Here is a 12,537-nt window from a genome sequence, read left to right as displayed (position 1 = left end):
CATTCAAGGACCGACCCCGTGCTGATCTTTCACAACCCCGTCCATGACCAACACGCCGGCCGCCACGAAATGTTTCGCGGCAAGCTGGTGCCTTGCCACGAGACGCCGGCGCGGCTTGCCTTCGTGCTGGACGCGTTGCGCCAGCGCGGTATCGGCGAACTGCGCGTGCCGTCGGCGCCAGACATGGAACTGGTCAAGCGCGTGCACACGCCGCGCTACGTGGATTTTCTGGCCAGTGCCTGGCACGACTGGGTGGCGCTGGACGCGGCCAATGCAGACATCGACATCCTGCCGTCCGTGTGGCCGGTACGCGGCTTTCGCCACGACATCGAACCCACCAATTTCGCCGCCCGCGTGGGCCTGTTTTCGTTTGACAGCGGATGCCCGTTGACGGCGGGAACCTGGGTGGCGGCTACTGCCGGCGCGGCCTGCGCCATCGACGCCGCGCGCGCGGTCACCACCGCAGGCGGGCCACGCGCCGCCATGGCGTTGACGCGCCCGCCCGGCCACCATGCCGGCGCTGATTTTTTCGGCGGCTACTGCTTTCTGAACAACGCGGCGCTGGCGGCGCAAGCCTTGCGTGACGCCGGCGCCGCGCGCGTGGCGGTGCTGGATGTGGACTACCACCACGGCAACGGCACGCAAAGCATTTTCTACGAACGCGGCGACGTGTTGACGGTGTCGATCCATGGCGACCCGACCACCGAATACCCGTTCTTTCTTGGCTATGCCGACGAAGAGGGCGAAGGCGCGGGCTTTGGAGCCAACCTGAATTTGCCCCTGCCCGCCGGCACCGACTTCACCACGTGGACGCAAGCGCTGCAACAAGGGCTGGCCGCCGTGCAAGCGTTCAAGGCCGACGCGGTCGTGGTTGCGCTAGGCGTGGACACCTACGAAGGTGATCCGATCTCGAAGTTCAAGCTGAAAAGCGCGGACTATCTGGCGGTCGGCCAGGCGCTGGCCAGCCCGGGCCTGCCGACCGTGTTCACGATGGAAGGCGGCTATGCCGTGGCCGACGTGGGGACCAACGTGGCAAATGTGCTGGAAGGATACCGGGGCTGAAAAAACGGCCCCGTTGAAGGTTCAATCCCGCGTTTCCAGCACCTTGTTGATGCGCAATGCCAGCAAGGTGCATGCCGCGCCCGACAGCAGGTAGACGCTGACGGCCACCAACCCAAACCGGGCCGACAGCCCCAGCGCAACCACCGGCGCGAATGCCGCGCCGACCAGCCACGCCATGTCCGAGGTAAGCGCCGCGCCCGTGTAGCGGAAGCGGCGCGTGAAGTTTGCCGTGACGGTGCCGGATGCTTGTCCATACGACAAGCCCAGCAACGCGAACCCGATCAGGATGAAGGCGTCCTGCCCCACCGGCCCGCCGCCCAGCAGCCACGGCGCGAACAGCGCAAAGATGCCGATCGCCACCGCCAGCATGCCCAGCGTGGTGCGGCGGCCGATGCGGTCGGCAAGCCAACCGGAAGCCACCGTACCCAGGATGCCCAGCACCGCGCCGAAGATCTGCACGATCAGCACGTCGGTAATCTGTTGCGTGGCGCTGATCGCAATCCACGACAACGGGAACACGGTCACCAGGTGGAACAGCGCATAGCTGGCCAGCGCGGCAAACGCGCCGATGAACAGGTTGTAGCCCTGCGAGCGCAGCATCTCGGTGATGGCGATGGGTTCCAGCTCGCCTTCTTCAAGCAGCTGCGTGTATTCCTCGGTGACGACCAGGCGCAGCCGTGCGAACAGCGCCACCACGTTGATGGCGAACGCCACGAAGAACGGATAGCGCCAGCCCCATTCGATGAAGTCGGCCTGCGTCAGCGTAACGTGCAAGTACAGGAACAGCGCGCTGGCGACCAGGAAGCCGACCGGTGCGCCCAGCTGCCCCATCATCGAATACCAGCCACGCCGATTGGGCGGCGCGTTCAGCGCCAGCAGCGACGGCAGCCCATCCCACGAGCCACCGAACGCCAACCCTTGCAGGCAGCGAAATACGGCCAGCAGGGTGATGGCGTGCGCGCCGATGGTTTCGTAGCTGGGCAGGAACGCCATGCCCACCGTGGCCGTGCCCAACACAAACAGCGCAACCGTCAATTTTGTGGCGCGGCCCCAACGCCGCTGCACCGCCATCGAAAGCGCCGTGCCGATGGGCCGCATGATGAACGCAAACGAGAAGATCACGAAGGACCACAGCGTGCCTTCAAGCGGTGCTTCAAAGGGGAAGAAGACGCGGGGAAAGACCAGCACGCAGGCGATGCCGAACACAAAGAAATCGAAGTATTCGGATGCGCGCCCCACCACCACGCCGACGGCGATTTCGCCAGGAGCCACCTTGGCATGGCTGGCCCCGCCGGACGGTGCCCCTGGGCCGGGAACGGAGGGGGCATGACCGGGATACTGCGTGGAGGTCGACATGGATGTGCTCACTGTAGGAAGTTCGAAACCGCCTTGTCTACGATCTTGCAACATGCCAGTGCAACGCAACGTTGCTGCCCGCCAAACCGCGCCCGCATTGGGATAGCGCCCTGCCGCGCACGCTTTGCCGCGCACACTTTTGTTCTTTTTACCCTAGATTTTTCGCGGCTTCCAGCGTAGTGTTGCGTTTACCTCCCACGGTTACGTTTCGAGGTATGGCTATGTTGTCCATCACCAGGCTCCGCGGATTGATCCTGATTGCCGCCCTGCCATTGCTCGCCGGATGCAATGCGGTGCTGCTGTCGCCATCGGGCGATGTGGCGCTTCAACAGCGCAATCTGATCATCATTTCAACCGGCTTGATGCTGCTGATCATCGTGCCGGTGATCTTCCTGACCTTTCTGTTTGCGTGGCGTTATCGCGCCAGCAACAAAGAGGCTCACTACGATCCGGAATGGAACCACTCCACCATGCTGGAGCTTCTGATCTGGGCCGCGCCGCTGCTCATCATCATCGCGCTGGGCGCGTTGACCTGGGTCAGCACCCATCAGCTCGATCCCTACCGTCCGCTGGCGCGCCTGTCCGAGGGCCGCGAAGTGCCCGCCGACACCAAGCCCTTGGTGGTCGAGGTGGTGGCGCTGGATTGGAAGTGGCTGTTCCTGTATCCCGAACAAGGCATCGCCGCCGTCAACGAAATGGCGGCGCCCGTTGACCGCCCCATCCAGTTCAAGATCACCTCGTCGTCGGTGATGAATTCGTTCTTCGTGCCCGCGCTGGCGGGTCAGATCTACGCCATGCCCGGCATGCAGACGACCTTGCACGCGGTCATCAACCACCCCGGCGAATACGAAGGCCTGTCGGCCAACTACAGCGGCTCGGGCTTCTCGGGCATGCGCTTCAAGTTCCACGGGCTGGACCAGCAGGGCTTTGACAAGTGGGTAGCCGACACCCGCGCCTCTACCCAGCGGCTGACGCGCGATGCCTACCTGAAGCTTGAGCAGCCCAGCGAACGCAACCCGATCCAACACTACGCCTCGGTTGCCCCCGGCCTGTTCGACGCCATCGTCAACCGCTGCGTCGAAGGCAACCGCATGTGCATGAAGGACGCCATGGCCATCGATGCGCAAGGCGGCATGGGCATACCGGGCGCGCTCAACGTCACCACGCTGGACGCGCAAACGCGCGAACGGCTGGGCCTGACCGACACCAAGCCGCGCAAGTATGTCGGCGCGATGTGCACGTCGACCGAAGGCTTGGTGTTGTAGCGGCATGCGCGCCGTCAGCGCCGCGCATCGGATGACGCAGGGTTTCATGAAATCGTGGTTTTTACGCTGGAATCAAGATGCCTGATCAACCAGACCTCACCAAGCTGATCTTCGGTCGCCTGACCTGGGACGCCATCCCCTTTCACGAACCCATCCTGATCGCCACGTTCTTCATGGTGGCCATCGGCGGCATCGTGGTGCTGGGCTCCATCACCTACTACAAGAAGTGGGGCTATCTGTGGCATGAATGGTTCACCAGCATCGACCACAAGAAAATCGGGATCATGTATGTGATTCTGGGCATCGTCATGCTGCTGCGCGGCTTTGCCGACGCCATCATGATGCGCTTGCAGCAGGCCGTGGCGTTTGGCGATTCCACCGGTTATCTGCCGCCGCACCATTACGACCAGATCTTTACCGCGCACGGCGTGATCATGATTTTCTTCGTGGCCATGCCGCTGGTCACGGGCTTGATGAACTACATCGTGCCGCTACAGATCGGCGCGCGCGACGTGGCCTTTCCGTTCTTGAACAACTTCAGTTTCTGGATGACGACGGGCGGCGTGATCCTGGTAATGATGTCGCTGTTCGTGGGCGAATTCGCGCGCACGGGATGGCTGGCGTATCCGCCACTGTCCGGCATATTGCACAGCCCCGACGTGGGGGTTGATTACTACATATGGGCGTTGCAGATTGCCGGGGTGGGAACCCTGCTATCCGGCGTGAACCTGCTGGTCACCATCGTGAAAATGCGCGCGCCCGGCATGAAGATGATGCGCATGCCCATCTTCACGTGGACCGCGCTGTGCACCAACGTGCTGATCGTGGCGGCCTTCCCCGTGCTGACGGCGGTGCTGGCGCTGCTGTCCATGGACCGCTACGTAGGCACCAACTTCTTCACGGCGGATTTCGGCGGCAACGCCATGATGTACGTGAACCTGATCTGGATCTGGGGGCACCCCGAGGTCTACATCCTGATCCTGCCGGCCTTCGGCATCTTCTCGGAAGTGGTGGCCACCTTCTGCCGCAAGCGCCTGTTCGGCTACGCGTCCATGGTGTACGCCACCGTCGTAATCACGGTGCTGTCGTACCTGGTGTGGCTGCACCACTTCTTCACCATGGGGTCCGGGGCCAGCGTGAACTCGTTCTTCGGGATCACCACCATGATCATCTCGATCCCGACCGGGGCCAAGATCTTCAACTGGCTGTTCACCATGTATCGCGGCCGCATCCGCTTCGAAGTCCCGATGCTGTGGACGCTGGGCTTCATGGTCACGTTCGTGATCGGCGGCATGACGGGGGTGCTGCTGGCCGTGCCGCCCGCCGACTTCGCGTTGCACAACAGCCTGTTCCTGATCGCGCACTTTCATAACGTGATCATCGGCGGCGTGCTGTTCGGCTTGATGGCCGGCATCACCTACTGGTTTCCCAAGGCCTTCGGCTACAAGCTGGACCCGTTCTGGGGCAAGTGCTCGTTCTGGTTCTGGCTGGTGGGCTTCTACGTGGCGTTCATGCCGCTGTACGTGCTGGGCCTGATGGGCGTGACGCGCCGCGTGAACCACTTTGAAGACATGTCACTGCAAATCTGGTTCCAGATCGCGGCCTTTGGCGCGTTGCTGATCGCCTGCGGCATCGCCAGCTTCATCATCCAACTGGTCGTCAGCTATCGCCGCCGCGACCAGCTGCGCGACTTTACCGGCGATCCCTGGGACGGCCGCACGCTGGAATGGTCCACGTCGTCGCCGCCGCCCCAATACAACTTTGCCTTCACGCCGCGCGTGCATGACCTGGACGCCTGGTGGCAGATGAAACAGCACGGCTACGAACGGCCGCAGCAGGGCTTCATTCCCATCCACATGCCCAAGAACACCTGGGCCGGCATCGTGCTGGCGGGCATCAGCGTGGTGATGGGCTTTGCGCTGATCTGGCACATGTGGCCGCTGGCCGTGCTGTCTTTCGTGGCGCTGATCCTGGTGTCCATCATTCATACCTTCAACTACAAGCGCGACTACTACGTGCCGGCCGACGAGGTTGTGCGCGAAGAGGCCGCCCGCACGAGGTTGTTAGCGAATCATGTCTGATACCTTGGCCCCCACCCTGCAAGGCGGCGCCGCGCCGCCGCAAGAGCCCGTGTTCTACGTGCCGGGCGAACACCACCCCAAGAACGGCACGCTGCTTGGGTTCTGGGTCTACCTGATGAGCGATTGCCTCATCTTCGCCTGCCTGTTCGCCACCTACGGCGTATTAGGGCGCAGCTATGCGGCCGGGCCATCCGGCGCCGACCTGTTCGACCTGCCGCTGGTGGCGGTAAACACGTCGCTGCTGCTGTTCTCGTCCATCACCTACGGCTTCGCCATGCTGGAGATGCGGCGCAACCGCATCGGCGCCACGCAGCTGTGGCTGGCGGTGACGGGCCTGCTCGGGCTGGGCTTTCTGTCGCTGGAAATCTACGAATTCGCGCACCTGATCCACCAGGGCGCGGGGCCGCAGCGCAGCGCCTTCCTGTCGGCCTTCTTCACGCTGGTGGGCACGCACGGGCTGCACGTCACGTTCGGCATCGTGTGGCTGGTGACGATGATGATCCAGGTGCGGATGCATGGCCTGATCCCCGAGAACCGCCGCCGCCTGATGTGCCTGTCGATGTTCTGGCACTTCCTGGACCTGATCTGGGTGGGCGTGTTCACCTTCGTGTATCTGATGGGAGTGCTGCCATGACGACGTCGCACATGGACAACCTGGCTGACCGTGGGCCGCATGGCCATGGCCACGGGCATGATCATGGCCACGGCGGTGGCCATGATCACCACGACGACGATGACGGCGCCGGTCACGGCACGCTGAAAAGCTATGTCACCGGCTTCATCCTGGCGGCCGTCCTGACCGCCATTCCGTTCTGGCTGGTCATGAACCGCGTGTTCCCCAGTTCGCGCACGACGGCGCTGGTGATCCTGGCGTTTGCCGTGGTGCAGATCGTCGTCCACATCATCTACTTCCTGCACATGGACACCAAGTCCGAAAGCGGCTGGAACATGTTGGCGTTAATATTCACGCTGGTGCTGGTCGTAATCACGCTCAGCGGATCAATCTGGATCATGTATCACTTGAACTCCAATATGATGCCCATGTCCACACACGACATGCGGAATATGCCCTGATGGCAGCAGTAAAAGACTCCACTATCCGCGACACCCCCCGTAAACCGCGCAGCAAAACCACCCTGGTCATCCTGGGCGTGGTTGCTGCCGGCCTGTTCGCCGGCCTTTGCGCGCTGGGCACGTGGCAAGTGCACCGGCTGGCCTGGAAACAAGAGCTGATCTCGCAGGTGAAGCAGCGCGCGCACGCGCCCACCGCCCCCGCGCCGGGCAAGCAGGAATGGCGCGGCCTGACGTCCAGCAATGCCGAATACCGGCACGTCACCGCCACCGGCACGTATCAATACGACCGCCAGACGCTGGTGCAGGCCGCCACCGAACTGGGCAGCGGCTACTGGGTCATGACGCCGTTGCGGATGGCCGATGGCGGCACGGTGCTGGTCAATCGCGGTTTCGTGCTGCCGCAGTGGCGCAAGACCGAAGGCGCCAACCCGCCGCCGCCCGCCGAAGGCCGCGTGACGGGCCTGCTGCGCATGGGCGAGCCGGGCAGCGGCTTTTTGCGCAACAACGATCCGGCCGCCAACCTCTGGTATTCGCGTGACCTGCCCGCCATTGCCACCGCGCGCGGCCTGACGGACGTGGCGCCCTACTTCATCGATGCCGATGCCGCGTCCAGCCCGGGGCGCGATCCGGCCAAGGCGCCCGTCGGCGGGCTGACGGTGCTGGAATTTCCGAACAACCATCTGGTCTATGCCATTACCTGGTACGCGTTGGCGCTGATGATCATCGTGGGCGTGGTGATCTTCGTGCGGGAAGACAAGCGCGCGCGGGCCAAAGCCTGACGAACGGATCTTCAGGCAATCAAAAAAGCCGCACTACCCGAATCGGGCGTGCGGCTTTTTCATGGGGAACCTTGGCGGGTAGTCGGGTCAGCGCGAGGCCCACGCAATGCTGCCGGCTTCCGGGCATACCCACGACGTTTGCAGCCGCTGCCGGATCTGGGCCAGGTCCTGCTCCACCAGCAACTGGCCGTCGCGAAACACCGGCACCAGCGCGCCGCCCGCCGCTTGTTCAGGCGTCTGCCGGTCGTGCAGTTCATAGCCCGTGGCGGTCTCGTCCACGCGCAGCAGGCCCTTGGCGGAACGCTTCACGCCGGAGTCCGTGACCGGGTCCTTGACCAGTTCCTCGGGCTCGCCGTTGACCTCGGCGTAGGTGGCCTTCAGCGCCCAGCCGAAGGTGTCGCGCGTCAGGTACTGGTAGGTGTAGGACCCGATGCCCAGCACCACGTTGCCGGAGGCGTAGCCCTTCCTTTCCAGGCGCACAAGAATGTCGCGGCCGCGCGCCAGCGTGATCGAATCGCCGTAGATCAGGCCAACGTGCGGGTCCAGCAGCTTGTAGCCACGGTCCGTCACCACGCCACCGAAAATGTCCCACAGGCATTGCACCGCGCCCTTGACCTCGGCTTCGCGCAGTGGCTGAACGGCACGCGCGTCGTCATCCAGCAACCAGTACTTGCCGGTGGCGGCGTCGCGCACCGCCTCGAAGCCTGCGCGGCCCGCGCCGGCCAACGCCGTCGCATCCTCGACGGCCGGCACGTCGGTGCAGAAATAGCCCGTCAGGATCTTCACCGGGTCGCCGGAATCGGGGCGGAACACCACCTTGGCGTTGCCGTACGGGTCTGGCGTACGCGCCAAAATTTCCGGCTTGAGCGCGGCGGCGAAGTCGGTGACCACCTGCCAGAAGTCCCAGGTGTCCGACACCACCGACACGATGCCGCCGGGGTACACCTGGGTGACCAGGCGGCGAATGGTTTCGATCTCGCCTTCCTTGCTGCCCAGGCACATCACCGAGTGTTCCGTCGCCGGCACCGACCCGCCGACCAGTTCGCGATCGGAATCCGCGCCGTAGATGTCTTCCAGGTAGTCGATGGCGGGAATCGTGTCCGTGCCGGTGAACGACAGCAAGTGGCCCGCGCCGCTCTTGCGTGCGTCGTACAGGCCCGACATGCCGCGCATGGAAAAGTCGTGCCCCTGCCAGTTCACGAAGTCCATGGGGCTGCCCGTGGTGCGCGCGAAATAAGTCAGCAGCTTGCGGTATTCAAAGGCGATGGTGGCCACCGTGGACGGCTTCCACGATTCGCAGCTGAACAGGGTTTCGATGTAGGTGACCAGCCACGCAAAGTCCGGATGCGTGTTGATGAAGGTGACGGGCGGCACGCGGATGTCGACGCGGGCGCCTTCGGGCACCGAGCGGATTTCCAGCGGCAGGTAGCCCAGTTCATACAGCGCTTGCAGGTGGTCAACGGTGACCGCGCCCTTGCCCAACGCATTGTCCACGCGGCGCTGGTATTGGCGCACCGCGCTACCGGCCGGCTTGCCGAAGAATTCGCGGTTGAACAGGTCGATCAGGATTTCCTTGATGAAGCCTTGCAGGCCGAACCAGACGATCTTGTCGTCGAACAATTCGGGCAGCACCGGCGCCAGCCGCGCCGAGCGCGGCGTGAAGTTGGCCAGGATCTTGTTGGTGCCCCTGGGGTACTGGAACGGGTGGCCGGTCTTATAGAAGTCCGCTTGCAGGAAGGGGTTGATGCCGTTCTTGGCGATCACGGTGTCGGGGGCATTCATGGCAGTTTCCTTCTTAGTTCGCAAGGGCGGGGATGGCGGTCGCCAAGGGGCTGGGCGCCATTGACGATGATGCGGGCGTTGCGGTGTCAGGGCCTACGCAAACCGGGGCGCCCTGGCCGTCGGCCTGCGTCCAGTCGTAGGCGGTGAACACGCCGGCATAGCGTTCATTCAGGGCCGTCAGGCCATGGCTGAAGATGCCATGCGTGACGTACAGGTAAAGCGGCTGGCGGGTTTTGTCGGCAAGCGCCAGCGCCAGTTCCAGAAACGTGCGGCCGCCGTCGCAGATGTCGTCCACCACCAGGATGGGCTGATCCGGGATGTCGTCGGGCACGCGGGTTTCGGTGATGCGGCCCGTTTGCGGGTCGCGCACTTTCTCGGCGTAGCGCACGTCGGCCACGCCCAGCTTCTTGGCCAAGGCCTGCACCCGCTTGCGGGCGCCGGCGTCGGGCGCCATCAACGTCACACCATGGGCGAAGACCGGAGCCGCCAGCGCCCGGGCCACGAACGCGGCGGCGTCCACCACGCGCAGGCGCTGCAACAGCGCGGGGGTGACGTCGCTGTGCGGTTCGGTGATGGTGACGGTGGTGTATTGCTGGTCGTTGATCAGCTTGCAGAAGACGGCCGCGCCCAGGGCCTCGCCCGGGTTGCACACCCGGTCTTGCCGCGCGTAGGGCACGTACGGCATGTCCAGGTGCACGGGCACGGCGGGATTCAGGCGGCGCAATGCGTCGGTCAGCATCAGCAGCTGCATGACGTCATTGGCGGACTTGAGCAGCGCGTGGATGCGAAATTCGGTGGCGGCATCGGCCGCCAAGCGCAAGCCGGCCGGCACCGTGACCTGGCTTTCGCCGCCAGGAAACACGAACGCGGTCGGCGTTTCGGTTTGGCGTTGTCCTTCTACTACCGCAGTGATGGTGAACATGATCAGCCCTTAGTGGCATTTCAAAACTAAGTGGAGCCAGTATATGCCGACTTATTGTTAATGTGCAACTATCTTGCTGGAAATCGGCGTCGCGGGTGGGTGCGGCAGGGAAAAGTCATCCAACGCTGCGGTCGAACAAGGCGAAGTCCTTCAAGCGGTACAGCCGCGCGGGGCGCTGCGCCCCGGTGACGAAATCGCCCGTGGCTTCCAGCACGCCCCAGGCGTCCATCTTCCTGCGGAAGTTCGATTTTTCCAGCCGCGTCTGCAAGATGGCTTCGTAGGTGTGCTGGAGCTCGGTCAAGGTGAAGCGTTCCGGCAGCAGGAAGAAAGGCAAGGTCGAGTAGCTGGATTTTCCGCGCAGGCGGGCGACGGCGGCGGCCACGATGGCGGCGTGGTCGAACGCCAGCGTGGGCAAGGCATCCACGCTGACAAAGCGCAGGCCCTGCCCCGCCGCCGCTTCCAGTTCGGCCACCGGCACCAAGGCGACGTACGACACCGACAAGGACCACTGGCGGGGGTCGCGCCGGGTGCCCGAGAACACCTGTAGCTGTTCCAGGTAACGCGGTTCAAAGCCGGTTTTTTCGCGCAGGACCCGGCGGATGCTGGCTTCGGTGCTGTCGTCTTCGTCCACATGCACCACGCCGCCCGGCAGCGCCATAACGCCCTTGAAGGGCGCGCGGTCGCGCTGGTGCAGGGCAATTTCCAGGCCGCCGGCCCGCAAGGTAAGCAGGACGGCGTCAACGGTCACAAGGGGCTGTGGATAGTCCACGGGGGTTCCAGAAAAAGGTCAAGACTCGGGCTTCGGGGCAAGATGCCACTATGACGGCACGCGGTCAATCCGCATGCCCGAAAAGCGTCCATGCCGCACATTGACCCACGGGGCCCGATTAGACGAAATAGCCGGAACATCCCAGGCAATCAAAGGTAAATAGCGTAAATGTTCTACACTTGCGCCCGGGAACACCGCTGGGCTTGATGCCTGGCGTGGTGTTCCCTTTGTTTTTTCCCCCCAACAATCCCAGGAGATCCCCGGATGAAAAAGACGCTGCTCGCCGCTGCGATGCTGACCGCTTTCACAGGCATTGCACAGGCAGAACCGTCAGTCACCCTCTATGGTGTCATCGACACCGGCATCGGCTACAACAAGATCAAGGGCGACGGCTACAGCGGTAGCAAGCTTGGCATGATCAACGGCATCCAGGCCGGCTCCCGCTGGGGCCTGCGCGGATCCGAAGATCTGGGCGACGGCCTGCGCGCCGTCTTCAAGCTGGAAAGCGGCTTTGATTCCGCCAATGGCCAACGCGGCCAATCCGGCCGTTTGTTCGGCCGCCAAGCCACCATCGGCCTGGCCAACGACGCCTGGGGCCAACTGGACTTCGGCCGCCAAGCCACGATCGGCTCGAACTATCTGGCCGACATCGACCCCTTCTACACCAGCTACACCCAGTCGAACCTGGGCCTGGGTTTCAGCGCCGCCAACACCATGCGCTGGGACAACATGGTCATGTACCGCACCCCCTCGGTGAACGGTTTTGAATTCGGCATCGGCTATTCGTTCAACGCCGACGACACCACCGCCGACCAGACCGGTTTCCGCACCGCCGACAACACGCGCGGCATCACGGCCGGCCTGCGCTACGTGCAGGGCCCGCTGAACGTGGCGCTGACGTACGACCAGTTGAACGGCTCGAACCGCGGCAACATCGACAGCAACGCCACCCCGCGCCAGTACGCGCTGGGCGTGTCCTACGACCTGGAAGTGGTGAAGCTGGCCGCCGCCTATGGCCGCACCACCGACGGCTGGTTCGTCGGGCAGGACCTGCCGGCCGACACGCCGTTCAGCGACGAATTCGGCACCAACCGCTTCGTCAACGGCTTCAAGGCCAACGCCTACATGCTGGGCGCGACCGTGCCGGTGGGCGGCGCCAGCAGCGTGTTCGCCTCGTGGCAGCACGTGGCCCCGTCCAACGACAAGCTGACGGGCGGCGACGCCAACATGAACGTCTACAGCGTGGGCTACACCTACGATTTGTCCAAGCGCACCAACTTGTACGCCTACGGTTCGTACGGCACGGACTACGCGTTCATCGACGGCCTGAAGAGCACCGCCGCCGGCGTGGGCGTGCGCCATCAGTTCTAAGCTGCGCACGGCGCGATAGGCGATAGCGCGAAAGCGCGCCAGTTCGTCGGCACGATAAAAAGCGGGGCGCGTCCGA

The 12,537-nt window shown here is 63.8% G+C and carries 11 protein-coding genes; 7 read left to right on the top strand and 4 right to left on the bottom strand.

Annotated features, from left to right (window positions below):
• Nucleotides 1-18: 18 nt before the first annotated feature.
• Nucleotides 19-1,062 (top strand): histone deacetylase family protein, encoded by a 1,044-nt coding sequence (locus V6F88_RS18270; protein ID WP_332611235.1) that lies wholly within the window; start codon nt 19-21, stop codon nt 1,060-1,062.
• Between the two features lie 21 nt (nt 1,063-1,083).
• Here the strand turns inward: V6F88_RS18270 and V6F88_RS18265 are convergent, their stop codons facing one another.
• Nucleotides 1,084-2,418, bottom strand: a complete 1,335-nt coding sequence (locus V6F88_RS18265) for an MFS transporter (protein WP_332611234.1) — start codon at nt 2,416-2,418, stop codon at nt 1,084-1,086.
• 221 nt (nt 2,419-2,639) lie between these two features.
• Here V6F88_RS18265 and cyoA point away from each other — a divergent pair, with 221 nt between their 5' ends.
• The 5 genes from cyoA to V6F88_RS18240 all read left to right on the top strand — a co-directional run bounded on the left by cyoA (nt 2,640) and on the right by V6F88_RS18240 (nt 7,617).
• Entirely contained in the window at nt 2,640-3,683 is a 1,044-nt protein-coding gene (cyoA, locus tag V6F88_RS18260) for a ubiquinol oxidase subunit II (protein WP_332611233.1), read from the top strand.
• A gap of 77 nt (nt 3,684-3,760) precedes the next feature.
• A complete protein-coding gene (gene cyoB / locus V6F88_RS18255; protein ID WP_332611232.1) occupies nt 3,761-5,764 on the top strand; it encodes a cytochrome o ubiquinol oxidase subunit I in 2,004 nt (667 codons plus the stop codon).
• Nucleotides 5,757-6,398, top strand: a complete 642-nt coding sequence (gene cyoC / locus V6F88_RS18250; RefSeq protein ID WP_332611231.1) for a cytochrome o ubiquinol oxidase subunit III — start codon at nt 5,757-5,759, stop codon at nt 6,396-6,398. Before cyoB ends, cyoC begins: the two co-directional genes overlap by 8 nt.
• Nucleotides 6,399-6,409: 11 nt before the next feature.
• Nucleotides 6,410-6,838 (top strand): cytochrome o ubiquinol oxidase subunit IV, encoded by a 429-nt coding sequence (cyoD, locus tag V6F88_RS18245; protein WP_332611441.1) that lies wholly within the window; start codon nt 6,410-6,412, stop codon nt 6,836-6,838.
• Nucleotides 6,838-7,617 carry an SURF1 family protein gene (locus tag V6F88_RS18240; RefSeq protein ID WP_332611230.1) on the top strand — a complete coding sequence of 260 codons (780 nt, stop codon included), beginning with the start codon at nt 6,838-6,840 and terminating at the stop codon, nt 7,615-7,617. The genes cyoD and V6F88_RS18240 overlap by 1 nt, the downstream gene beginning before the upstream one ends.
• Nucleotides 7,618-7,704: 87 nt before the next feature.
• Here the strand turns inward: V6F88_RS18240 and V6F88_RS18235 are convergent, their stop codons facing one another.
• The 3 genes from V6F88_RS18235 to V6F88_RS18225 form a co-directional block, all read right to left on the bottom strand.
• Nucleotides 7,705-9,399, bottom strand: a complete 1,695-nt coding sequence (locus tag V6F88_RS18235) for a nicotinate phosphoribosyltransferase (protein ID WP_332611228.1) — start codon at nt 9,397-9,399, stop codon at nt 7,705-7,707.
• A gap of 13 nt (nt 9,400-9,412) precedes the next feature.
• The gene (locus tag V6F88_RS18230) at nt 9,413-10,321 is read right to left on the bottom strand and encodes a phosphoribosyltransferase family protein (protein ID WP_332611226.1); all 909 of its coding nucleotides are present in this window, start codon (nt 10,319-10,321) and stop codon (nt 9,413-9,415) included.
• A gap of 115 nt (nt 10,322-10,436) precedes the next feature.
• Nucleotides 10,437-11,090: an NUDIX hydrolase gene (locus tag V6F88_RS18225; protein ID WP_332611225.1), complete on the bottom strand. Its 654-nt coding sequence runs from the start codon at nt 11,088-11,090 to the stop codon at nt 10,437-10,439.
• Between the two features lie 264 nt (nt 11,091-11,354).
• Here V6F88_RS18225 and V6F88_RS18220 point away from each other — a divergent pair, with 264 nt between their 5' ends.
• Nucleotides 11,355-12,461: a porin gene (locus tag V6F88_RS18220; RefSeq protein WP_332611224.1), complete on the top strand. Its 1,107-nt coding sequence runs from the start codon at nt 11,355-11,357 to the stop codon at nt 12,459-12,461.
• Nucleotides 12,462-12,537 lie beyond the last annotated feature (76 nt).

This window comes from Achromobacter sp. ESBL13 (assembly GCF_036668755.1).
Lineage (GTDB): Bacteria > Pseudomonadota > Gammaproteobacteria > Burkholderiales > Burkholderiaceae_B > Achromobacter.
The sequence above is the reverse complement of the archived record's forward strand: the minus strand, read 5'-3'. Positions and strand labels throughout refer to the sequence as shown.

Excerpts from the sequence above, each read along its gene's own strand:
- cyoC (WP_332611231.1), top strand. The coding sequence starts at position 5,757 with ATGTCTGATACCTTGGCCCCCACCCTGCAAGGCGGCGCCGCGCCGCCG.
- cyoA (WP_332611233.1), top strand. The coding sequence starts at position 2,640 with ATGTTGTCCATCACCAGGCTCCGCGGATTGATCCTGATTGCCGCCCTG.
- V6F88_RS18240 (WP_332611230.1), top strand. The coding sequence starts at position 6,838 with ATGGCAGCAGTAAAAGACTCCACTATCCGCGACACCCCCCGTAAACCG.
- cyoD (WP_332611441.1), top strand. The coding sequence starts at position 6,410 with ATGGACAACCTGGCTGACCGTGGGCCGCATGGCCATGGCCACGGGCAT.
- V6F88_RS18265 (WP_332611234.1), bottom strand. The coding sequence starts at position 2,418 with ATGTCGACCTCCACGCAGTATCCCGGTCATGCCCCCTCCGTTCCCGGC.
- V6F88_RS18235 (WP_332611228.1), bottom strand. The coding sequence starts at position 9,399 with ATGAATGCCCCCGACACCGTGATCGCCAAGAACGGCATCAACCCCTTC.
- cyoB (WP_332611232.1), top strand. The coding sequence starts at position 3,761 with ATGCCTGATCAACCAGACCTCACCAAGCTGATCTTCGGTCGCCTGACC.
- V6F88_RS18230 (WP_332611226.1), bottom strand. The coding sequence starts at position 10,321 with ATGTTCACCATCACTGCGGTAGTAGAAGGACAACGCCAAACCGAAACG.
- V6F88_RS18220 (WP_332611224.1), top strand. The coding sequence starts at position 11,355 with ATGAAAAAGACGCTGCTCGCCGCTGCGATGCTGACCGCTTTCACAGGC.